Genomic DNA, 22896 nt, shown 5'->3' on the forward strand with positions numbered 1-22896 from the left:
GCCGCATGAGTTCGGACAATCTAGAAAAAGCCCAAGCCGAAGGGAAATACATTCGCAAAATTCGTAGTTTTGTGAAGCGAGAAGGGCGTCTTACTAAAGGCCAAGCTGCTGCGTTAGAACGTACCTGGCCACGTATGGGATTAACTCACGAGCAAGGCTTACTTGATCTTGATACTGTATTCGGCCGACAGGCTCCAACTGTGCTTGAAATTGGTTTCGGCATGGGCAAATCGTTAGTCGCCATGGCAAAAGCTGCTCCTGAAAAGAACTTTATCGGTATTGAAGTTCACCGGCCGGGTGTTGGTGCGTGTTTAATGGATGCCGAAGAAGCGAATCTAACCAATTTGCGCGTGTATGAGCATGACGCCGTAGAGGTGCTACGCGACTGTATTGCCGATAATAGTCTCGCAACAGTGCAAGTGTTTTTCCCAGATCCTTGGCACAAAAAACGTCACCATAAGCGTCGGTTAATTCAACCTGAATTTGTTGAGGCCCTACGAAAAAAGTTAGCTATTGGTGGCGTTTTGCACTTAGCAACAGACTGGGAAAACTATGCCGAGCATATGCTGGAAGTGATGAGTACAGCCTCGAACTGGCGTAACCTTGCTGCCGACAATATGTATATTCCGCGGCCGCAAGAGCGTCCACTAACTAAGTTCGAGCAGCGTGGTGAGCGCTTAGGTCACGGTGTGTGGGACCTCAAATTTGAGCGTGTCGCTTAAGTTTAATCAAGCAAAGTATCGAGTATCGAATTCAAATAACGACGCCCAAGCGCAGTAGTGTGCCAATGGGTGTCGTTTTCTTTTATCAATCCTTTCTGGCTGGCCGTGGCCAATAAAGCCGATGCTTGTGAACTTGAAACTCCAGTAAGCTGTTCAAAAGTTTTTTTAGGCACAGCTTCAAATAAGCGCAAATAATTCATAAAAAATTCGAATGGCAGCTCTTGTGTGCTGACATCCCACGTTCGGTAGCGTAGCGGCCGAGTTAGGTCCAAATAGCCTTGTGGGTGTTTAACCTTTTCACAACGTAAAACGCGCTGCTCAGCGGGTAAGGTTATTTTACTATGAGCGCCGCAGCCAATGCCCAAGTAATCACCAAAGGTCCAGTAATTACGGTTATGCGCACTCTGATGGCCAGGCTTGGCGTAAGCACTCACTTCGTATTGCTCATACCCTGCCGCGATGAGCTTTTCATGACCACGTTCCTGAATGTCCCACAGTGTTTCATCTTCGGGCAATTGTGGTGGTCGGCTGGCAAACGCGGTATTAGGCTCAATGGTTAATTGATACCAAGATATATGCGGTGGGTTAAGAGCAATAATACCGTCTAAATCGGCCATGGCTTGCTCGACGGACTGGCCTGGTAGGCCATGCATCAGGTCGAGATTAAAGCTGCGTAGACCAAGAGTTGCGGCGTGAGCAGCCGCTGTACGAGCCTGCTCAGGGTCATGAATACGCCCTAAGGCTTGCAACTGCTCAGCTTGTAGGCTTTGGACACCAATAGACAGACGATTTACACCGGCTTTAACAAAACCGGCGAAGCGTTCGGTTTCGAAAGTGCCGGGGTTTGCTTCAAGGGTGATTTCGCACTCAGGTGCTAATGGCACAATTTTTTCTATACCGCGTAACAACGCATGAATGGCCTCAGCACTAAATAGGCTAGGTGTTCCGCCACCGATAAAAATACTACTGAGCGGCCGTTGTTGGGCCCACTTTTGATCGGCACGCAGATCATCTAGCAACCGCGCAACATACTCTTGCTCGGGGATGTCATGCTTTAGAGCATGCGAATTGAAATCGCAATATGGACACTTTTGAATACACCAAGGTATGTGCACATATAGCGATAGCGGTGGCAGTTGTAGCGTCATATGCGGTTACGCAATTCTAGTTGTTGCACTAAGGCCCGCAGAGCTTGACCGCGATGACTTAACTGGCGTTTTTGCTCGGCCTGTAACTGCGCCGCAGTACAATGCTCAGTGGGAACCCAAAAAACAGGGTCATAACCAAACCCGCCTTCGCCAGCTGGCTGTTCGGTGATTTGTCCGTGCCATTGTCCATGGCAAACAATTGGAGTTGGGTCTTGCGCATGCGTTAGATAAACGAGAACGCAGTGAAAACTCGCTTGGCGCTTCTCAGCAGGAAGACCTTGCATTGCGCCGAGAAGCTTTGCGATATTGTCTTGGTCACTGCAATGAGGGCCTGCATAGCGTGCAGAATAAATACCAGGAGCACCTTGGAGAGCATCGACTGCTAGTCCTGAATCATCCGCTAAGGCCGGTAAACCAGAGTGCTCTGCTGCGTGGCGAGCTTTGATTATGGCATTTTCAATAAATGTCAGTCCGGTTTCTTCGGCTTCTTCAAACTGCCATTCAGACTGTGCACGAACATGCCATCCAAATGGTTGCAGTAAGCTTTCAAGTTCAACCACTTTACCTTTGTTGCCTGTAGCGAGTACGAGTTCTTGCATGAAATTAGTCACCAATGTTTCATCATTGACTGCTATTATACGGGCGTAAGGCCGAGTCACCAAGGAGATAAATAGTTGGCGAGTATCAATGGAATAATGCTCTTGATGGGGTCGTTATTACTGATCAGTATATTGGCTGCAGTAGTTTCAAATCGTTTAGGTGCCCCCTTATTACTAACCTTCTTAGTCGTCGGTATGCTAGCCGGTGAAGAAGGCGTATTGGGAATTCAGTTCAGTAACCCTGAGCTGGCATTTTTCATTGGTTCATTGGCCCTTGTCATTATTCTTTTTGACGGCGGTATGAGAACTCATAAGGAACGCTTTCGAGTAGCCTTATGGCCTGCAATAAGTTTGGCTACTATTGGTGTTGCCCTCACTTGTGCCTTGACTGCGGCGGGAGTGGTTTGGTTTTTTGACTTGCCATGGCCCACAGCCTTGCTCATCGGTGCGATTTTGAGTTCGACAGACGCCGCTGCAGTATTTGGTATATTTCAATCGCAGAATTTACGTATTAAACAACGCGTAGCCTCCACACTGGAAATTGAGTCGGGTACGAATGACCCCATGGCCATTATTCTTACCATGACATTAACCTCGATGATTGCTGCAGCCGATAGCTTCTCGTGGGGATGGATGACGGTGGATGTGCTGCAGCAACTTGCTATTGGCTATCTTGCCGGTTGGGTTGGCGGTCGTTTCTTCGTTTGGATGGCACAAAAAATAACCGTACAGTTCTCTTTTTTCCCTTTATTAGCGGCTGCTACCGCGGTGGTCATTTTTGCTTTAGCTAGTGCTATTGGTGGCAGTGGCTATTTGGCCGTGTACTTAATGGGTTATAAAATTGGTAACTCGAGGTTGCCGCAACTGCCGCACATTTTGCAGGTACAAGACGGCTTAGCGTGGCTTAGTCAGATAATGATGTTCTTAATTCTTGGGCTATTAGTAACGCCCTCACACTTGATACAGCACTGGGCCTTGTCATTATCGGTCGCGGTGATGATGATATTCGTTGCGCGCCCACTAGCGGTGTTAATTAGTTTGGCACCGTTTTCGTTTCCTTGGAAAGAGCAAGTCTTCGTGGGTTGGGTAGGTTTGCGCGGTGCGGTACCGATAATTCTTGCTCTGTATCCATGGCTAACGGGATTACCTAATCAAGAGTTATATTTTGATATTGCATTCATGGTGGTTATGGTTTCATTGATTGTGCAAGGTTGGTCGTTAGCTCCCATGGCGCGATGGCTTGGCTTAGAAATTCCAGCTCCGGCTGAGCCCGATAGACGTATGCCACTTGACCGTGTTGGTAGTAAAGACCCCATGGAACTATGGGCCTATCAAGTGACGGAACGTTCGCCGGCTTGTGATCATTACTGGCCAGAACTGCGCCTAGACGTACCGGCTGAATTCTTGGGCGTTATTCGTGATGGTGAGTGGTTAATGCCCGGTCATCAACCGCAGTTTTGCGAGGGGGACACCGCTTTAGTGGTGGCAAAAGTTGAGCATGTTGATGCCATTAGCAAGGTACTTGCCGCTGGCGGTAAACCGACCGAGCTACAATCCAGCGAGTTCTTTGGTGACTTTAGTTTGCGCGGTGACTTAACCCTAGCAGAGGTTGCTAGCTTCTACACTCTAGGCGAATTAGAGGAGGGCATTAAAGCGCTCACCTTAAATGATTACTTTACGCAGAAATTCCATCGCCGAGTTGTGGTGGGCGACCATTTACAGTTGGGTACGGTACGCTTGACTGCGCGCGAAGTTACTGATGATGGCTTCATTCAGCAAGTGGGTATTAAATTAACGTCAGGTTCCGGTAGAAAAAATCAAGGGCCAAATTAATTGGCCCAAAACTCTTTGTGAAAGCGCAATTCATGGCTTTCGTTGCCTTGCTTAATCGTAATAAAAAAGCGTAAAGTTTCTAGGTTAGTAAAACGCGTTTGCGTTAAGTAATAAACCGCATCACCTTCAATGACTTCTTTAAATTCTAAACGCGTTTGTTGGCTGAGTGGGTTCATCACATAGCCACTTACTTCCACTTGCTGAGCTGGTTTATTTGGAAGATTTGCGTTAAGCACAGAGATGTTTAATGTTGCCAAAGTTTCACTGCGCGAAAGCCCATATTGCGAGGCCATCTCCGCTCGTAAGAGCGTTGAATTGAACGCGTTATAATGGACCTCCCATGCGCCTAAGCGCTTGCTTTGTTCTGCAAAACTGGCTGGAGAAAAGCCAGCAACAATAAATACAAGAGCTACAACACCCAATAACATCAGCTTTTTCATAGAAACCTCTTTTAGAGCCCCATACCCATACTAAATAAATTATTCAGCAGAATACGAGCAAACTGAATCGCAACAATGAGTACTAGCACTGATAAATCGAGCCCACCAATAGGCGGGATGATACGTCGAATTGGTGCTAAAAATGGCTCTGTAAGCTGGGCCATTAAGGCGGTCATGGGGTGATAACCGGTATTAAACCAGCTCATAATGGCGCGAATGATCGTTATCCAGAATAGCAACGAAAGGAACTGAAATAGCACCACCGCTAACCCCATAATGATGATGTCGCTCACCATGGGTAGCATGCCAGCGGTTAAACTCGATAAGGCGATAATTTTGCCAATGCCGACCGCATAAGCAAGCACGATGGATGCCAAATCCCAATGGCCAAGAGTCGGTAATATACGACGCAAAGGCAGTATCAGAGGGTTGGTGACCTTCACCACGAATTGACTCATAGGATTGTAAAAATCAGCGCGCGAGGCCTGCAACCATATGCGCAGCAACACGGTGATCAAAAATAAGTCGAAAGCAATTTCAATGAGAAAATTTAAAGCATCCATCAGAGGTCTCTAACTTGTGAGTTTAAAATAGTTTGGCCATTTCTTGGTTACGCTGCACTGCCGCTTTGACAGCGTTTGCCGAAATATCGTCGATATCGGCGCCCTGGTAAACCTCAATGCCCTTGGCAGTAGAACCACCTTTACTGGTTACCTGCTTACGTAAATCTTCTAATTCAAGTTCGCTAGCAATGGCCATTTCAGCTGCACCGAGTGCGGTTTGTTGAACCATTTGACGTGCTTTTTCACGATCAAAGCCTAGTGCGGTTGCGGCTTTTTGCAAGCTGGCCATAAATTCAAAGAAGTAGGCTGGGCCACTACCGGCTACGGCACCTAGAATATCAAGCTCGTCTTCGTTCGCGACCCATAAAGTTGCGCCAACACCGTCAAAGGCTTCGGTAATGTACGAGCGGTCGTCTTCACTAACGCGGTCATCAGCGACCAAGCCAGACATGCCTTTACCTACTAAAGAAGGGGTGTTTGGCATGACGCGAATCATGCGAATGTCGTCACCGAGGTATTGGCGATATTTCTCAATGCGAATGCCAGCAGCAATAGTTACAATTAATTTATCTGCAAGGTTTGGTACCTCTGCACGCAACGCGGCGCAGACATCCGCCATAAGTTGCGGCTTTACTGATAGTACAATGACATCCGCAGTAGCTGCTACTTCAGCGTTGTTATGGCTGGTATGTACGTGTAATTCACTGCTTAGCTTATCAAGTTTAGGTTGGCTTGGATTGCTCACGTATATCAGTTCACTAGGGTAGCCACTTTTCACCATGCCTCCAACAATACTTTGGGTCATATTGCCTGCACCAATAAATGCTATCTTACGAGGCGATGTTGTCATGTTGCTTCTCCTATTTTTTGTTGTTGGGCTCATTGTTTTAGCTGGCGCTTATAGCGCCTTACGGCTGCCAAATATCGCGGTGCCAATACGCACCATGGTGGCACCGTGTGCCACTGCAATTGGCCAGTCATTGCTCATGCCCATGGATAAAGTATCTATCTGTTTATATTGGGCTTGTAATTCAGAAAACAACCGTTGCATGGCCGCAAAGCTTGGCGCGCTGTCCGCGGCCTGCGCATGAGCGGCTGGAATCGTCATTAAACCGCGCAGGGTTAACTGCGGTAACTCATGAATAAGCGCAGCCAATTCCATCACTTGGTGCGGTTGCACCCCAGCTTTCGATTGCTCGTCGTCAATGTTTACTTGAATGAGTACATTCAGTGGAGCCATGTCGTCAGGCCGCTGCTTAGCGAGGCGGGTGGCAGTTTTGACGCGGTCAACACTATGTACCCACGCAAAATGCGTTGCGATATCGCGGGTTTTATTTGACTGAATTGGGCCAATAAAATGCCAACAAATGTCGTTATTAGGTAACGCCTCTGAAACTTGCACAATCTTTGCAATGGCTTCTTGCACATAGTTTTCACCAAAGTGGCGCTGCCCAGCAGTGTACGCAGCAACAATATCTGCCGCAGGTTTGGTCTTGCTGACAGCAATTAATTGTACGCTTTCAGGGGGCCGTTGCTGCGTTGTTGCGACCTCAGTAATTTCACTACGGACTTCTTTTATGCGTTCAGCTATGCTATTCATCAATGGAAATAACTCACTTACAAGAGGCTGTTACATGGATATCACTGAGTTACTCAGTTTTGCTGTTAAGCATAAATCATCAGACTTACATTTATCAGCAGACTCGCCTCCTATGATACGGGTAGACGGTGACGTTCGTAAAATAAATATCCCAGCGCTAAGTCATAAGCAGGTGCAAGAGCTCGTTTATGACATCATGAATGATCGTCAGCGCAAAGAATACGAACAAAATTTAGAGTGCGACTTTTCGTTTGAAGTGCCCGACTTAGCGCGCTTCCGGGTTAACGCATTTGTACAAAACCGTGGTGCGGGCGCCGTTTTTCGTACCATTCCTAGTGAAGTGTTAACGCTTGAACAATTAGGGGCGCCTGAAATTTTTAAAACCATTTCAGAAAACCCGCGTGGCCTCGTTTTGGTTACCGGCCCAACCGGTTCGGGTAAGTCAACAACGTTGGCAGCGATGATCGACTATATTAATGAAAGCAAGCATCATCACATTCTAACCATTGAAGACCCGATAGAATTTGTGCACAAAAATAAGCGCAGTTTAATTAACCAACGTGAAGTACACCGCGATACTCATAGTTTCAGTAACGCGCTACGCTCGGCGCTGCGTGAAGACCCTGATGTTATTCTCGTTGGTGAGATGCGTGACCTTGAAACGATTCGCTTAGCGATGACCGCAGCGGAAACAGGTCACTTGGTGTTTGGTACTTTGCACACCACCTCAGCACCGAAAACCATTGACCGTATTGTGGATGTATTCCCGGGTGATGAAAAGCCGATGATTCGTTCGATGTTGTCAGAATCGCTGCGCGCAGTAATTTCACAAACGCTGTTGAAGAAAGTTGGCGGCGGGCGTGTTGCGGCACATGAGATTATGATTGCAACGTCAGCCATTAAAAACTTGATTCGTGAAGACAAAATTGCGCAAATGTATTCGTCAATTCAAACGGGGGCTGCGCATGGTATGCAAACCCTTGATCAATGCTTACAGAACTTATTAAACCAAGGTTTGGTTGGGCGTGCCGATGCCAAAGCCAAAGCTGCCAATAAGGATTCCTTCTAATTATGGTGTTAGATAAGCTATTGAAAATAATGGTTGAGCGGAACAGTTCAGACTTATTTATTTCTGCTGGGCTGCCGCCAAGCGCCAAAATTAATGGTGAGCTGACCCCGTTAACCGAACAAAAACTCAGTGACAACGCTGCTCTGGCTATCGTCAAAGAAGCTTTAGGTGACCAACACCTCAAAGAGTTCATGGACGAAAAGGAAGCCAACTTTGCAATTTTCCGTGAGGGCATAGGTCGTTTTCGGGTTAGTGCATTTTGGCAACGTCAGCGTGCCGGTATGGTGGTGCGGCGCATTGTTACCGAAATACCGACAGTCGAAGAATTGAAGTTGCCCGAAGTATTAACCAAGCTGATCATGAATAAACGCGGATTAGTGCTCGTGGTCGGTGGTACCGGTACGGGTAAATCAACCACCTTGGCAGCGCTGATTGGTTATCGCAACCAAAACTCAAAGGGTCATATCTTAACCATTGAAGACCCCGTTGAGTTTGTCCATGAACATGCAAAATCAATGATTACGCAACGCGAAGTAGGGGCCGATACGGAATCTTTTGAAACAGCATTAAAAAGCTCATTGCGCCAAGCACCTGATGTTATTCTAGTGGGGGAAATTCGCTCGCAAGAGACTATGGAATATGCACTAACGTTCGCTGAAACTGGCCATTTGTGTGTGGCGACGCTGCACGCCAACAACGCCAACCAAGCGATAGAGCGTATTATGCACATGGTGCCGAAAGAAAAAATTGGCAAACTCATGTTTGACTTGTCGCTAAACCTACGCGGTATTGTCGCCCAGCAGTTAGTACCCACTATTGATGGCGGGCGTGCTGCGGCAATTGAAATTTTGCTGAACAGCCCGATTGTGGCCGAGAAAATTGCCACTAATGACATGGGCGAAATTAAAGAGATTATGGCTAAGTCTCGCGAGCTTGGCATGCAAACATTCGACCAAGCGTTGTTTGATTTGTACAAAGCAGGGCGCATTAGTTACGAAGAAGCGTTGCGCCATGCCGATGCGCCGAATGACTTGCGTTTACGCATTAAACTAAGCGGTGATAGCAACGCTAATGACGACGATAGCGCGCTGCAAGGTGTCACTGTCGATCTCGACTGACTTTAGGTAAAAACTAAGCTAAACTGTGCGCCGTTTTTTCGTCCCAAAGTGAGAGAGTTATCATGCGTGTGCTAGGAATTGAAACATCCTGTGATGAAACGGGTATCGCGATTTATGATACCGAGCAGGGGTTATTGGCACATCAGCTTTATTCACAAGTTAAACTCCATGCGGATTATGGTGGTGTGGTGCCGGAGCTGGCATCGCGCGACCATGTGCGTAAAACCCTGCCGCTTATTCAAGCCGCGCTAAAGCAGGCGCAATTAACCGCGCAAGATATTGACGGCGTTGCCTATACGGCAGGCCCCGGTTTAGTTGGTGCTTTGCTCGTCGGTTCATGTATCGGGCGCAGTTTAGCGTTCGGTTGGAACGTACCAGCAATTGCCGTGCACCACATGGAAGGCCATTTGTTGGCGCCAATGCTTGAGGAGAATCCCCCCGAGTTTCCTTTCGTGGCGTTATTAGTGTCGGGCGGGCACACTCAGTTAGTGCGTGTTGATGGTATTGGCCGTTACCAGTTATTAGGTGAATCGGTGGACGATGCGGCCGGCGAAGCCTTTGATAAAACCGCTAAGTTAATGGGGCTAGATTACCCCGGTGGTCCACGCTTGGCTGCTATGGCTGAGAAGGGAAATGAGAGTACGCATCAGTTTCCGCGGCCTATGACCGACCGACCTGGCCTAGATTTTTCCTTTAGTGGGCTGAAAACCTTTGCCGCAAATACCATCGCTAGCTCTGACGGGTCAGCGCAAGCGCTTGCTGATATAGCTCGAGCGTTTCAAGATGCAGTGGTAGATACCTTGGTTATAAAATGCCGCCGTGCACTGGAACAAACAGGTTTAAAACGATTAGTCGTGGCTGGTGGTGTGAGCGCTAACAAACATTTACGAACTCAACTCACTGAATTTACCCAACGCATTGGTGGGCAGGCATACTTCCCTCGGCCTGAGTTTTGTACCGACAACGGAGCTATGATCGCTTTTGCTGGCGCCCAACGCTTAGTTGCTGGTGAAACAACGGATATTCAGATTAAAACCTACCCACGTTGGCCGCTATCAGAGCTTTTAGCCCCACAGGGCTAAAACTGAAGGGCATTCTTATTGGCGGCGGGTACGTTTTTCTTGACCGGTACGCAGGCGCACGATATTTGATTGATGGCGCCACATAATAAGCACAGAGATCATAATGACTGGCACCGTATATTGAGGCTTTATCCAGTAAGCGTAGAAGGGCGCTAAGCTGACGGTCACAATGGCTGCTAATGACGATACCCGGCTTACCCGAAATACCAGCAACCAAGTTGCAATAAGCAAGAGTGCCATTTCCCAGGCAACGGGGAACATGGCGCCTAAGGCGGTGGCAACAGCCTTACCTCCGCGAAAATGAAAATACAATGGGAAAATATGGCCCAAACAGGCTGCGACGGCAATAATACCGAGATAAAATGGCTCAATGCCAAGAAAATAAGAGCCCCAAACAGGAACCATGCCCTTCAAGACATCAAACCAAAGTGTAAGTGCCGCGGGAATTTTTCCACCAAGCCGATAAACGTTGGTGGCGCCTGGATTATTCGAGCCAGAAGTACGAGGGTCGGGCAGGCCGAATAGGCGGCAGATCAGCACAGCGCTGCTAATAGAGCCGAATAAGTAGGCTGAAATGATGGCTAATACAATTAAAGCGCCCATATATGTGCGTTTGCTTCTGCTGTGCTTTCCGTTAATATGCAAAGCCCATAGCATAAGCGCTTTGCCGCTGAATTTCTATTAATACGGAAACGAGTATGGATAAAGTCTACGTCACAGGTCTAAAAGTTGATGCTTACATTGGCGTTTACGACTGGGAACATGAGCAAACTCAACCACTTATACTAGATCTCGAAATGGACTGGGATCACCGTAAGGCGGCAGAGTCAGAGCAGCTGAACGACGCGCTGGATTATGATGCGTTGAGCCAAGCCGTCATTCAATTCATTCAGGCTCGCCCGCGCGCACTTATTGAAACCATTGCCGAAGAAGTGGCGCAGCTGATTTTACAACAGTTCAAAACGCCACGTGTTCGCGTGAAAGTGGCCAAGCCGCAAGCTGTGCCGGCGGCACAATATACCGCAGTTGAAATTGTACGTTCGCAGGTTCGGTAGGCGTTATGAGCACAGTTTGGTTAGGTATTGGCAGTAACCGAGAGCGGGAGCGCTATATTCGCGCTGGCATTCATGCATTGCACCAAGAGTTTGCAAGTGCTGCGCATCCGATGGCAGTGTCGCGTGTATTTGAAAGCGACGCGGTTGGCTTTTCTGGTCGTCGCTTTTATAACCTGGTTGCGCGTGTCGAAACATCACTTTCCATTCGTGACGTCAGTGCTATTTGCAAAAAAATTGAACGTGAGCACGGGCACAGTTCGAATGCAGCCAGATTTAGCCCGCGTACATTAGATATCGACATGCTGATGTATGATGACATTGTATGTGACAGCCCTGTGCAGTTGCCGCGTGGTGAAATTCTAGAAAATGCGTTTGTGTTGTGGCCATTGGCAGAGTTAGCACCAACATTACGGCACCCAATTAGTGGGCAAACCTTTGCGCAGCATTGGCAAAATTATCGTGGTCAGCAAGTGTTGGAACCCGTAGAATTTCAGTTTGAAAACCTACCATTTTTAAAAATCTATTCGGCTTGTACAGGGAATGCACCGTTGTGAGTACTTTTGAATCAATAATTCTTGCGTTAATTCAGGGTTTTACTGAGTTTCTACCGATTTCTAGTTCGGCCCATTTGATATTGCCGTCACAATTACTGGGTTGGGAAGACCAAGGGCTGGCATTCGACGTTGCGGTGCATGTGGGCACCTTGTTAGCGGTGATGTTGTATTTTCGCCAAGAAGTTGGTCAGCTGATTGTCAATTGGTTTGCCAGTTTGCGTGGTCAGCATAACGCGCATAGTCGCTTAGCGTGGTTGATTATTTGGGCGACCATACCAGCCGGATTAGCCGGATTGTTCGGCAGCGACTTGGTTGAAAACGCTGCGCGCTCGGCACTCGTCATAGCCACTACAACCGTGGTGTTTGGTTTATTGCTTTGGTTTGCCGATGCTCGTGCATCGCAGCGTCAAGGTATTGAGCAGCTGACACTGCGCCAAGCTATTTTTGTCGGTATTGCCCAAGCATTAGCGTTAATTCCGGGTACGTCGCGTTCTGGTATTACCATGACGGCGGGCATGATGCTTGGCCTAACCAAAACCGACGCCGCGCGCTTCAGTTTCTTGCTGTCAATACCCATTATTATTATGGCTGGTGGCTATCAAGGCCTGAAGCTGGTGCAGACGCCAGAGCCGGTAGCGTGGTTACCCGTGGTGGTTGGCATGGTTACCTCATTTATTGCCGCTTATGTGTGTATTCACGTGTTTCTGCAGGTGATTAGCCGCATGGGCATGCTGCCCTTTGTGATTTACCGTTTAGCCTTAGGCGCATTATTATTGTTTTTCTGGTTTATTTAGCAGCGTCAATGTCGCGCCAGTGAGCCTCAATTAACTGTTGTTGCTGCTGGCGAATGGCTTCGCCAATGGCTGGGCCAGCTAATTGCTGCTGGCGCTCGGCGGCATTGGCAATCACCTCACGCGCGCTCACCGCCAAAGCTTGTTCGTAGAGTTTTAATAGCGCTTGAGCCGTACCCGCGGCCATTCCAAGTGCCTGCCACACCCCAACTAACTGCATGAATTGCGTTTTACGCCGCCACCCATCGGCTTTGCTAATGGTGTTGAAAAACCATTGTGGACTGAGCTTGTGCGTTGGTGAATAACCTATTTGAAGTGCGCTGTAAGCAAGTTTTGCATAGGTGTTGGGTAGCTTTAATACTTGCGCCAATTGTTCATGTTCATTTGGCGTAAGGGCTAAACAGGTTAAGACCCAACGCATCTGCGCCAATTCTTCGTCTTTGAAATGCCGTGGTAAGCGCTTTAATTGCTCACCAAGTTGCGCAATATTAAGCTTGTTGGTAAGCAGCATAAACCATGGTGACCAAGCTTTAGCTTCAGCAATGACCTGCCAAAAAACGTGCGCGTGGTGAGTGTGCAGTGCTTTCTCGGTTTCGCGCCAAACGCGTTCGGCCGCAAGCTCGGCTAGCTCACCGCTGGCGCTAATGGTGCGCATTAAGGTCATGGTTTCCGGTGCAACAGTGAAACCATCACCAGTAAAGCGTGCGGCAAAGCGGGCGACGCGTAATACGCGTAAGGGGTCTTCTATAAAGGCATCTGAAACGTGGCGAAGTACTCGCGCTTGAATATCATTCAAGCCGCCATAAGGGTCGATTAACTCACCACTGTCGCTTTGTGCAATGGCATTTATAGTCAAATCGCGGCGCTGCAAATCGGCTTCAAGCGTTACGTCAGGTGTAGCATGGACGGTAAAGCCGGTATAGCCTTTGGCTGACTTGCGCTCAGTACGAGCTAGCGCATACTCCTCGCCGGTTTGCGGGTGCAAAAATACTGGAAAATCTTTACCCACTTGTCGAAAACCGAGCTTGAGCATGTTATCAACCGTACTACCTACCACCACGTAATCACGTTCGTGCACAGGTTTATTCAGTAACTCGTCGCGAACGGCACCGCCGACCAAGTATATTTCCACGCGAACTCCTATTAAAATTTTAATGATGATCGCGAATCACTAGCCCTGATGCAAGTGAGTCGTTACACTGTTCTGCACTATAACAATGCTTGCAGTGATTTTGCTATGTATCTGAACTACTTTGGTCTGCATACGGAACCGTTTTCAATTGCACCAGACCCACAATTTTTATATTTGAGTGAGCGTCATCAAGAAGCGCTTGCTCATTTAAGCTATGGGCTGCAAGGCAGCGGCGGGTTTATATTGCTGACAGGTGAAGTGGGAACCGGAAAAACCACGGTGTCACGCGCGTTACTTGAGCAATTGCCTGAGCACACGCAAACCGCTTTTATTCTTAATCCAATGCTCAACTCTATTGAGCTGTTGGCAACGCTATGTGATGAGTTTGGTATTGATTATGAGGCGCAAGGGGCTACAGCCAAACAGCTCACCGACAAGCTGAGTCAATTTTTGTTAGCCGCACATGCTCAAAATCGTCAATGTGTGGTGCTGATTGATGAAGCCCAGCATTTACAGCCGCAAGTGCTGGAACAGTTACGGTTGTTGACTAACTTAGAAACCAATCAACATAAATTGCTGCGGGTTATTCTTATTGGCCAACCCGAGTTGCAAGATTTACTGCGCCGTCGTGAATTAAGGCAGTTAGCCCAACGTATTACCGCTCGTTACCATTTATTACCGCTACAATTTGCCGACAGTGAGCGCTATATCAATTATCGCCTACAGGTAGCTGGTGCACAGCGAGGGCTCTTTGATGCCAGCGCCATTAAAAAGGTTCACCAGGCCAGTGAAGGCATTCCGCGGCGTTTGAACTTACTGTGTGACCGTGCTCTGTTAGCTGCCTATAACGATCAACAACCAGTTGTTGGTGCCAAGCACATTAAAATAGCAGTGCAAGAACTTGATGGTGGGGTTGGTACAGCAACAACGATGCCACAGTCGCCAAGAGGCTTAACCAACTTTCTCAATCGCGGGCTCTCGCTCATTGTTGTTGCTGCCATAGTTGCATCAATAGTTGCGGTTGGTTCATGGTGGTGGTTGCAGCCGAATAGCGCCGTTTCCACCCCAGCAACAACACAAATTGAGGCGCCGAAACCAGCGGCCGTGGAGGCACTAGCACATGCTTGGCAATTACCAAAACCTCCCATCAACACCGACTTTTGTCGATGGATAGAAAGCTTCGAATTAATGTGCATAGCGGGCAGTGCGCGTTACGACCAAATTGTGAAAACTAATCTTCCGCATTTGTTGGTGTTAGCGGACAGTAGTTACCAATTTGTCGGCAGCAGCAATCAACAACCGGCTGACAATTGGACCGGAGATTTTGTGTTGGTGGTTGCCCAGCCACCAGGATATACCGCAACGGAGGCCGAAGTTGAAGGTTCTGTGTATCAACAATGGTTGGCGCAACAGTTAAAGCAACAGTCCCTCCAAGCAAGTGAACCTTTAGCGCAACAACTACAGCGTTTACAAGTAGCCAAAGGGTTAAGTGTGACGAGTAAACTCGATGCGTTAACGCTGGCATGGCTAATTTCACAAAGTGAGCTTGGTGGGCCAAAGCTTTCAGCAACCGCAGCTACAACAGAGGTACACTAATGTCATCGGTGCTAAAAGCGTTAAAAAATCAATCGTCGCCATTAGTACAAGGTTCGTCAGAAGTGCGACTTCATTCGGCAAAAGCAGCCAGCTCAGGTGCACCGCGCATGGTGTTATGGTTGGTGGTTATTGTGCTCGCCGGCATGTTAGGTTGGTTCACGGTGCAATGGGTGGCTCATCATCGCGCAGAAGCAAGAGCCAATACTGAGACCTTAGAGCGTGAGCAGGCGTCGCCAGTCACTCAGGCGCAATACCAACTTGGTGACATGACAGCAATCAAGACGCCACAGTGGCCTGCTATGACACCCGAAACTCGTGTGACCGAAGAACCCTTTGCGAGCGCAGAACAGGTGGCACAAAGCGCTGAGCAACGACCGATGCCTACTCAACAGCAAGATAATCAAAGCCCCGTTAATGACAACCAGGCAATTGATTTAAGTCAAATCTCTCCTGAATTACTCAGCGCCTTTGAAAGTGCTCTTGCTGAAGACAATAACGGCGATAACCGCGAAAACGGCAGCAACTTAAACCGCAGTGTGGTACCTGAACTTGGTCAATTAGCACCCTCATTTCGACGCACCATACCCAGTTTCAGTTACGACGGACACCAGTATTCATCGCGGCCGCAAGGGCGTTGGATAGAATTAAGTGGGGTGCGATTATTTGAAGGAGATCGCTTTGAGGGGCTGACTGTGTTGACTATCGCCCCGGCGCATGTGGTATTCGTGAAAGACAATCAAGCATTTTCGCAGCCAGCTCTAGAAGACTGGACAAAACCCTAGTTTATCTGATATTAAAACACCTGTTTAAATCCATTGTTTGATTTCGCGCGAAATAACTCCTGCGAAATCGCCGCAACTTAAAGAGGTGTTGTCATGGCGGACTATCGTGTTCCTCGCGAAGACATGCAGTTTGTGCTGCAAGACGTATTTAAAGTAGATAAAGATTGGGCGCAGTTCGAAGAGCTCGCCGAACTAGACATCGAAACGGCCGTGGCCATTATTGATGAAGGCGCCAAGCTGGCTGAAACATTAATTGCACCAAACGCGCGTGCCGCAGACGAAGAAGGCGTGCAATTTAACGACGGCGTTGTGACGACCCCTAAAGGCTACAAAGAAAACTTTAAACAGTTAGCGCAAGGCGGCTGGGTTGGTGTTACCGCAAACCCAGAATTCGGTGGCATGGGCCTGCCGAAAAGTATTTCTGCACAGTACGAAGAAATGCTCTGCGCTGCTGACATCTCATTTTCGTTGTACTCAGGCTTAACTGCTGGCGCCATTATGACCATTGATCAACATGGCGACGACGCGCTCAAGGCCACCTACCTTGAAAATATGATCAGTGGACAATGGACCGGTTCAATGTGCTTAACCGAGCCACATGCGGGCACGGACTTAGGCATTATACGGTCGAAAGCCATTCCAAACGACGACGGCAGCTTTGCCATTTCGGGAACTAAGATATTTATCACCGGCGGCGAACATGACCTAGCCGAAAACATTGTCCATTTGGTGTTAGCTAAATTGCCTGATGCGCCAGCAGGCAGTAAGGGTATTAGTTTATTCCTCGTGCCGAAGTTTTTGGTCAATCAAGACGGTAGCTTAGGCGAGCGCAATGGCGTGACCTGTGGCTCTATTGAGCACAAAATGGGTATTCACGCTTCGGCTACCTGTGTATTGAATTTTGATGGTGCAACCGGGTGGCTTGTTGGAGAGCCGCACAAAGGCCTGCCAGCTATGTTTACCATGATGAACTATGAGCGCCTAGGAGTAGGTATTCAAGGCTTAGGCGCTGCAGCTCGCTCGTATCAAAACGCTCTAGAGTATGCGCAAGACCGTATTCAAGGGCGCGGCGCTAAAGCAACTCGCGACATGGCGAAAGAAGCTGACCCGTTAATTGTGCATGGTGATGTACGCCGAATGTTGTTAACAATGAAAGCCTTTGTTGAAGGCGGGCGCGCATTCTCAACCTACGTCGGGCAGCAATTGGATATTGCCAAGTATGCGCAAGACCCAGCACAAAAGGCTCGTGCTGAATCATTAGTGCAATTGCTAACGCCTGTGGCGAAAGCCTTTTTAACAGACACCGGCTTCGAAGCGACCGTTATTGGCCAACAAGTATTTGGCGGTCACGGCTTTATTCGTGAGTGGGGGCAAGAGCAACTGGTGCGTGATGCCCGTATTGCCCAAATTTACGAAGGCACCAACGGCATTCAAGCATTAGACTTACTAGGCCGCAAAGTTGCGGGTTCACGTGGTGAAATGCTCAAGCCATTGTTAGACGATATTCAAGCACTACTGGCGCAACCACAAGCCGGTTTAGAGAAAGAGTATCAGCAACTGGCTGAAGCAACGCAAATTATTGCTCAAGTGACCAAGAATGTCCTGAGCAAAGTTGCTGACGATGAAAACATTATCAACAGTGTCGCAGTTGAGTATTTGTATTTGGTTGGCTATGTGGCTTTTGCATACATGTGGTTACGCATGGCAAAAGTGGCCGAGCCACTGGTTACTGAGCGTCCGTATTTAGCTAGTAAAGTAAAAACTGCGAAGTTTTATATGTCGCGTATTTTGCCACGTATTCATGGTTTGGTGGGTGCGATTGAAGACGGCAGTGAAAGTTTGTACATGCATGAAGTGGGCGAGTTTTAATCGCCCACACCATGTTTATTAAGTTAAGCGCAATGCTTGTTGTCGTTAGTCACCTAACGACAACAAGGTTGCATTACCACCAACAGCAGTAATATTGTTGGTGCGAGTTTTCTCGGTAACAAAGCTCGTTAAGTAGTGCGGGCCACCAGCTTTCGGGCCAGTACCTGACATACCACGGCCACCAAACGGCTGCACGCCTACAACAGCACCAATCTGGTTACGGTTGATGTATACGTTACCCACGTCAATTCGACGCGCAATGTCTGCTGCAAAGGTTTCGTTGCGGCTATGAATACCAAACGTTAACCCAAAGCCGGTATCATTGATGCTTTGAATAACGGTATCTAACTCGCTCGTTTTGTAACGAATAACGTGCAAAATTGGACCAAAGTTTTCTTTCACCAACTGATTAATGCTGTCAATTTCAATGGCTGTTGGTGCCACGAAAGTACCGCCGTTAGTGAATTCAGGCATAGGTGCACGGGCAATTAGGCGGCCAGCTTGTGAAATGTCATTCACATGCTGCTCAAGGTTGCTTTTCGCCACGCCGTCAATAACTGGGCCAACATCGGTTTCATGCAAAATAGGGTCGCCCACTTTAAGCTCAGCCATAGCTCCTTTGAGCAAGTCGATGACGCGATCAGCAATGTCGTCTTGCACAAATAAAACACGTAATGCCGAACAACGCTGGCCCGCACTCTTAAAGGCGCTAGCGACAATATCAGTAACAGCTTGCTCTGGTAGAGCCGTTGAGTCGATCAACATAGCGTTTTGACCGCCAGTTTCCGCTATTAATGGCACAATAGCGCCGGTACGCGCTGCCAGTGCACGGTTGATGGCTTGTGCGGTATAGGTTGAACCAGTAAAGCACACGCCACCAATTTCTTCTTGCGACACCAAGAAGCTACCTACTTCGGCACCGCTACCCGGCATAAAGTGCAATACATCACCTGGAATACCAGCTTCTAATGCAAGTTGTACTGCACGGAAAGCAATGAGGCCGGTTTGTTCTGCAGGTTTTGCAATAACACAGTTGCCGGTGACCAAAGCTGCAGCCACTTGGCCTAAGAAAATGGCGAGTGGGAAGTTCCATGGGCTAATACAAATAAAGGTGCCACGGCCTTGCACGAACAGCTCATTCGTTTCGCCGGTTGGCCCCGGTAAGGTTGTGCCTTCACCCATAAGTTCACGTGCTTGTTGCGCGTAATAGCGACAGAAATCAACGGCTTCACGAACTTCGTCAATACCGTCTTGTAAGCTTTTGCCTGCCTCAACGCTACATAAAGCGATTAATTCAATACGATTAGCTTCCAGTAAGTCAGCGAGTTTTTCTAATGCACTTGCGCGCACTTCAACGTCAGTGTCACGCCAGCGACGATAAGCGGCATTAGCGCTCTGCAACGCTTGCTCTGCTAACGCTTTGTCACCCCAGCAAATAGTACCAATATGGTGGCTGGTATTTTGTGGGCTATGAATGGCCACTTTGTGATGTGCGTCCACTACGTCGCCATTAACAATCGGGCCACCTTGCCATTGCTTGTCGCGGTACTGGTGTACTGCATTAATAAAATCATCAGCTTGTGAGTGAATGTTCATATTCAGTCCTAACGAGTTTTTCCGATCGCCAAAAATTTGCGTCGGTAGTGGAATTTTATGATTCGCGAAATGCTCATGCTTTAGCATAGTATGCAGCGGGTGCTCGGTTAATTCGGCAACCGGTGTTTGTGGGTCAACCAGTTTGTGTACAAATGAGGTATTTGCACCGTTTTCTAGTAGACGGCGAACCAAATAAGGCAGCAAATCTTTGTGCGCACCAACCGGAGCATAAATACGCACCGTGGTGTTTTCATCTTGCTCGAGCAAGGTGTCGTACAAGTCATCTCCCATACCATGCAGGCGTTGGAACTCTATACGGCGCTGGTAGGTTGCGTTTAAATCACGAATGGCCACCACTGTTTGCGCGTTATGTGTGGCAAATTGAGGGTAGATAGCACCATCAGTTGCTGGGCTCATTAAGTAATGCGCACAGGCTAAGTACGACACATCAGTGTTGGCTTTACGGGTGTACACAGGGTAACCGGATAGGCCATTCACTTGGCATAACTTAATTTCGGTATCCCAGTAGGCGCCTTTTACTAAGCGTACTGGAATTTCATCGCCGCACTCACGAGCTAACGCTGTTACCCAGCACAATACAGGTAACGCACGTTTTGAGTAGGCTTGAACCACGAGACCAAAGCGCGGCCAGCCTTTACAGACACCACTGCGATAAACCTTCTCGAACAGCTCTAATGATAGCTCTAGGCGATCCATTTCTTCTGCGTCAATACTTACGCCAACGTCAGCCTCTTTGGCAAGCTTAACCAGTTCAGTCAAGCTTTGAGCTAGTTCGGTAAGCACACGTTCATGGTTCGCAACTTCGTAACGCGGGTGCAGTGCTGATAATTTAATTGAAATGGTCGGACGGGGCGCGTTCGGGTTATTGAAGTTTTCTTTACCCACAACTTTAATCGAATTGACATAATCAGCATGATAACGGCGTGCGTCAGCCATGGTTAATGCGGCTTCACCGAGCATGTCATAAGAATGGGTATAGCCTTTGTCACGATTATTACGACTGTTTTTTAGCGCTTCTTCAATGGTACGGCCAAGAACGAACTGGGTACCCATTATGCGCATAGCGGCGTAGGTGGCTTTACGTACTACCGGTGAGCTTAACCGGCGCACCATGCGACGAAATACCCCGCGAGGCGTTTCCATTGGCTTGCCGGTTGGGTTAATCACGTTATTGGTTAACGCTAGACCCCAAGTACCACTATTGACCAGCCACGAAGCGCTTTGGCCCATGTGTTTGTGCCAGTCACCACCAGATAAGCGGTCTTGAATAAGTGCATCAGCTGTAGCGGCATCAGGAATTCGCAGTAATGCCTCAGCCAAACACATCAGAATAATGCCTTCTTTGGTATCAAGGCTGTACTCTTGCAAAAACGCATCAACGCCACCGCCATCAGCACGGTCGCGAACTTTGTTCACTAAATTAGCTGCCGCTTGAGTTACACGCTCAAGGTTTTCGTTGTCTTGAGGCACAAGGGGCAACAGCTCACGCAAATAAGCATCTTCATCGACTAAATAGTTGTCGGTGATGGCTTGCTGGAGTCGACCAAGGTCGGCGCCGGTATACTGAGCCGCAAGTACTTCACTCGCTTTAAACATAGCATCTCCTGTAGGACTCAGCCCAAGGCTGGCGGTGACATATTTCGGGCGCCAGTATATGACTTTTTGGGCGCGCGTAAAGCCTGTCTGATCATATTTTTTTGTCACTTCATCGCGACCGATTAATTGCGCCCACGGTGCATTTTTTGTGCAGCGCTGTCAAGCCCATTTCAGTTGACCCGTAAAGTCAGTGCGAGTACCGTATGAAGCAAGGAAAATCAACGCGTAAGAGAGAGCTCGTGAGCCAAGAAATTGAATTGAAATTACTTGTGGAACCGAATCAGCGTGAAGCGGTGTTACGGTTATGCCAACAATTGGCCAAAGACAGCGATAGCAGTACCCTCGAATTAACCAATGCTTATTTCGACACCGACGACTTGCAGTTGCGTCAGCATGATATGGGGTTACGCATTCGGCGGCGTGGCGATGAGCGTGAGCAAACGATTAAGTTAGCTGGGCAAGTGCTGGGCGGCATGCATTCGCGTCCCGAATACAATGCAGTCATCACCAGTGACACCCCAGATTTAACGCTTTTTGAAGAAGATATATGGCCCGACGAGTTTCCGGTATTTGATATTCAACGTGAATTGGTTGAGTTGTTTCGCACCGACTTCACGCGCCACCGTTGGAAAATTCAAAGTGGCGAAGGCGTCATTGAATTGGTTTTTGATGAAGGTCATATTGTGGCCAATGGTCAATCGCGAGCAATTTGCGAAATTGAACTTGAAGTGCAAGGTGGTATTGCCGCCGACGCCTACAAATTAGCGCGCCGTTTTATTACTCGGGTCAATGCTCGGGTAGGCAGTTTAAGCAAAGCTGCTCGCGGTTATTTGCTGGCGCAAAAATCGGTGCTTGAGCCATTTAATCATGCGCATTTTGTGCATCAGCAACCTCAAGATGACGTAGGTACAGGCTTATACCGAGCGTTAGCCTATGCGCTGCAATATTGGCAACACAACGATGCGTGCTTAGCTGAACAGCCAACTGTACGCGCGGTGGCGGGAATTACCGACGGTATTCGTCTATGCAAAGTTGTATTACAGCAACTTGCGTTATTTGAAATTGATGTGAGCGATCACATTGCGAGGCTTGAGCAAATGCTCGGCCACTTAGGTTGGTTAAGTCGCTATGATGGGCTTAATGAGTTGACAGCAGAAGACGGTGCGTATCACCGGGCGCTTGAGCAAAATCAAAAACTTTATGAAGTGATTGTTGAGCAACAAGAACACTCTGTTCAGCTTGAACTGGTGATTAGCCTAAGCAAGCGCGACGACTATCAACTGACATTATTCGAGCTCGGCGAGCTATGCTCAGAGCAACTGCGTCATGAACAACTCATGCAGGTGCCTTTAAAGCAATGGGCCACGCAGCGTTTGCGCGAAGACTGGCAACAAGTGGTTGAAGCTTTTACTAAGCATCAAGAAATGCGCGCTGATCATTATTTGAAGTTACTGCCACAGTTACAAAGCTCGCTACAACTTGGTTATTGCGTTGGGTATTTGTTTGATGCCGAAGACCGCGAATTATTTAGAGCGCCCTGGCAAGACTTAATGCGCGGCATTCGTGAAATTATGGCACTTAAGCTACTGCGCGAGGCCATAAAAGACACCGATGAAGTGAATACTGAAAAGCTTTTAGGTTGGCAAGAAGTGCAGCTTGAATCGCTGCTTTATGCGCTTGAACGCTCGCGTCGTGCGGCACTTAAACAAGAGCCTTATTGGATACTTTAA

The 22896-nt window shown here is 48.2% G+C and carries 21 protein-coding genes; 12 read left to right on the forward strand and 9 right to left on the reverse strand.

Annotated features, from left to right (window positions below; translation table 11 throughout):
- The first annotated feature begins 5 nt into the window (after window positions 1–5).
- Window positions 6–722: a tRNA (guanosine(46)-N7)-methyltransferase TrmB gene (gene trmB / locus BM334_RS08220; RefSeq protein WP_092840701.1), complete on the forward strand. Its 717-nt coding sequence runs from the start codon at window positions 6–8 to the stop codon at window positions 720–722.
- Window positions 723–724: 2 nt separating this feature from the next.
- Here trmB and hemW read toward each other — a convergent pair whose 3' ends face one another.
- Together hemW and BM334_RS08230 are read right to left on the reverse strand one after the other, a co-directional pair.
- Window positions 725–1870: a radical SAM family heme chaperone HemW gene (gene hemW / locus BM334_RS08225; RefSeq protein ID WP_092840703.1), complete on the reverse strand. Its 1146-nt coding sequence runs from the start codon at window positions 1868–1870 to the stop codon at window positions 725–727.
- Window positions 1867–2469, reverse strand: coding sequence for an XTP/dITP diphosphatase (locus BM334_RS08230; RefSeq protein WP_092840705.1), 603 nt, complete (start codon window positions 2467–2469; stop codon window positions 1867–1869). The genes hemW and BM334_RS08230 overlap by 4 nt, the downstream gene beginning before the upstream one ends.
- A 75-nt stretch (window positions 2470–2544) precedes the next feature.
- Here BM334_RS08230 and BM334_RS08235 point away from each other — a divergent pair, with 75 nt between their 5' ends.
- A complete protein-coding gene (locus BM334_RS08235; RefSeq protein ID WP_092840707.1) occupies window positions 2545–4302 on the forward strand; it encodes a potassium/proton antiporter in 1758 nt (585 codons plus the stop codon).
- Here BM334_RS08235 and BM334_RS08240 read toward each other — a convergent pair.
- The 4 genes from BM334_RS08240 to BM334_RS08255 are packed head-to-tail and all read right to left on the reverse strand — an operon-like array spanning window position 4299 to window position 6905.
- Window positions 4299–4742 carry a DUF4426 domain-containing protein gene (locus BM334_RS08240; RefSeq protein ID WP_241970964.1) on the reverse strand — a complete coding sequence of 148 codons (444 nt, stop codon included), beginning with the start codon at window positions 4740–4742 and terminating at the stop codon, window positions 4299–4301. The two genes, BM334_RS08235 and BM334_RS08240, sit on opposite strands and share 4 nt — an antisense overlap.
- Before the next feature lie 11 nt (window positions 4743–4753).
- Window positions 4754–5305 carry a YggT family protein gene (locus tag BM334_RS08245; RefSeq protein ID WP_092840709.1) on the reverse strand — a complete coding sequence of 184 codons (552 nt, stop codon included), beginning with the start codon at window positions 5303–5305 and terminating at the stop codon, window positions 4754–4756.
- Window positions 5306–5327: 22 nt separating this feature from the next.
- On the reverse strand, window positions 5328–6155 hold the full coding sequence (proC, locus tag BM334_RS08250) for a pyrroline-5-carboxylate reductase (protein ID WP_092840711.1): 828 nt from the start codon (window positions 6153–6155) through the stop codon (window positions 5328–5330).
- A 48-nt stretch (window positions 6156–6203) separates the two neighbouring features.
- Window positions 6204–6905 (reverse strand): YggS family pyridoxal phosphate-dependent enzyme, encoded by a 702-nt coding sequence (locus BM334_RS08255; protein WP_092840713.1) that lies wholly within the window; start codon window positions 6903–6905, stop codon window positions 6204–6206.
- Window positions 6906–6939: 34 nt separating this feature from the next.
- On the opposite strand from BM334_RS08255, the gene BM334_RS08260 reads away from it, so the two are divergent.
- The 3 genes from BM334_RS08260 to tsaD all read left to right on the forward strand — a co-directional run bounded on the left by BM334_RS08260 (window position 6940) and on the right by tsaD (window position 10174).
- Window positions 6940–7974 carry a type IV pilus twitching motility protein PilT gene (locus BM334_RS08260; RefSeq protein ID WP_055438563.1) on the forward strand — a complete coding sequence of 345 codons (1035 nt, stop codon included), beginning with the start codon at window positions 6940–6942 and terminating at the stop codon, window positions 7972–7974.
- Window positions 7975–7976: 2 nt separating this feature from the next.
- Window positions 7977–9092 (forward strand): PilT/PilU family type 4a pilus ATPase, encoded by a 1116-nt coding sequence (locus BM334_RS08265; protein ID WP_092840715.1) that lies wholly within the window; start codon window positions 7977–7979, stop codon window positions 9090–9092.
- A 62-nt stretch (window positions 9093–9154) separates the two neighbouring features.
- Window positions 9155–10174 (forward strand): tRNA (adenosine(37)-N6)-threonylcarbamoyltransferase complex transferase subunit TsaD, encoded by a 1020-nt coding sequence (tsaD, locus tag BM334_RS08270; RefSeq protein WP_092840717.1) that lies wholly within the window; start codon window positions 9155–9157, stop codon window positions 10172–10174.
- Window positions 10175–10189: 15 nt separating this feature from the next.
- Here tsaD and plsY read toward each other — a convergent pair whose 3' ends face one another.
- Entirely contained in the window at window positions 10190–10777 is a 588-nt protein-coding gene (gene plsY / locus BM334_RS08275; protein ID WP_092840719.1) for a glycerol-3-phosphate 1-O-acyltransferase PlsY, read from the reverse strand.
- Window positions 10778–10872: 95 nt separating this feature from the next.
- Between plsY and folB the strand changes: the two genes are divergently transcribed.
- From folB to BM334_RS08290, 3 genes are read left to right on the forward strand one after another with little or no spacing between them, the layout of a single operon-like run.
- A complete protein-coding gene (folB, locus tag BM334_RS08280) occupies window positions 10873–11229 on the forward strand; it encodes a dihydroneopterin aldolase (RefSeq protein ID WP_092840721.1) in 357 nt (118 codons plus the stop codon).
- Window positions 11230–11234: 5 nt separating this feature from the next.
- Window positions 11235–11783 (forward strand): 2-amino-4-hydroxy-6-hydroxymethyldihydropteridine diphosphokinase, encoded by a 549-nt coding sequence (gene folK / locus BM334_RS08285; RefSeq protein ID WP_092840723.1) that lies wholly within the window; start codon window positions 11235–11237, stop codon window positions 11781–11783.
- Window positions 11780–12577 (forward strand): undecaprenyl-diphosphate phosphatase, encoded by a 798-nt coding sequence (locus BM334_RS08290; protein ID WP_092840725.1) that lies wholly within the window; start codon window positions 11780–11782, stop codon window positions 12575–12577. The genes folK and BM334_RS08290 overlap by 4 nt, the downstream gene beginning before the upstream one ends.
- Here the strand turns inward: BM334_RS08290 and BM334_RS12910 are convergent.
- Window positions 12570–13706, reverse strand: a complete 1137-nt coding sequence (locus BM334_RS12910; RefSeq protein ID WP_092840727.1) for a tRNA nucleotidyltransferase/poly(A) polymerase-related protein — start codon at window positions 13704–13706, stop codon at window positions 12570–12572. The two genes, BM334_RS08290 and BM334_RS12910, sit on opposite strands and share 8 nt — an antisense overlap.
- Before the next feature lie 105 nt (window positions 13707–13811).
- On the opposite strand from BM334_RS12910, the gene BM334_RS08300 reads away from it, so the two are divergent.
- The 3 genes from BM334_RS08300 (at window position 13812) to BM334_RS08310 (ending at window position 17953) form a co-directional block, all read left to right on the forward strand.
- Window positions 13812–15302: an ExeA family protein gene (locus tag BM334_RS08300; protein WP_092840729.1), complete on the forward strand. Its 1491-nt coding sequence runs from the start codon at window positions 13812–13814 to the stop codon at window positions 15300–15302.
- Window positions 15302–16084 carry a general secretion pathway protein GspB gene (locus BM334_RS08305; RefSeq protein ID WP_092840731.1) on the forward strand — a complete coding sequence of 261 codons (783 nt, stop codon included), beginning with the start codon at window positions 15302–15304 and terminating at the stop codon, window positions 16082–16084. The genes BM334_RS08300 and BM334_RS08305 overlap by 1 nt, the downstream gene beginning before the upstream one ends.
- Before the next feature lie 93 nt (window positions 16085–16177).
- Window positions 16178–17953: an acyl-CoA dehydrogenase C-terminal domain-containing protein gene (locus BM334_RS08310; protein ID WP_092840733.1), complete on the forward strand. Its 1776-nt coding sequence runs from the start codon at window positions 16178–16180 to the stop codon at window positions 17951–17953.
- Between the two features lie 45 nt (window positions 17954–17998).
- Here the strand turns inward: BM334_RS08310 and putA are convergent, their stop codons facing one another.
- Window positions 17999–21166, reverse strand: coding sequence for a bifunctional proline dehydrogenase/L-glutamate gamma-semialdehyde dehydrogenase PutA (putA, locus tag BM334_RS08315; protein WP_092840736.1), 3168 nt, complete (start codon window positions 21164–21166; stop codon window positions 17999–18001).
- Window positions 21167–21369: 203 nt separating this feature from the next.
- Here putA and BM334_RS08320 point away from each other — a divergent pair, with 203 nt between their 5' ends.
- Entirely contained in the window at window positions 21370–22896 is a 1527-nt protein-coding gene (locus BM334_RS08320) for a CYTH domain-containing protein (protein WP_256209418.1), read from the forward strand.

This window comes from Pseudidiomarina donghaiensis (assembly GCF_900116895.1).
In the GTDB taxonomy this organism is placed as follows: Bacteria; Pseudomonadota; Gammaproteobacteria; order Enterobacterales; family Alteromonadaceae; genus Pseudidiomarina; species Pseudidiomarina donghaiensis.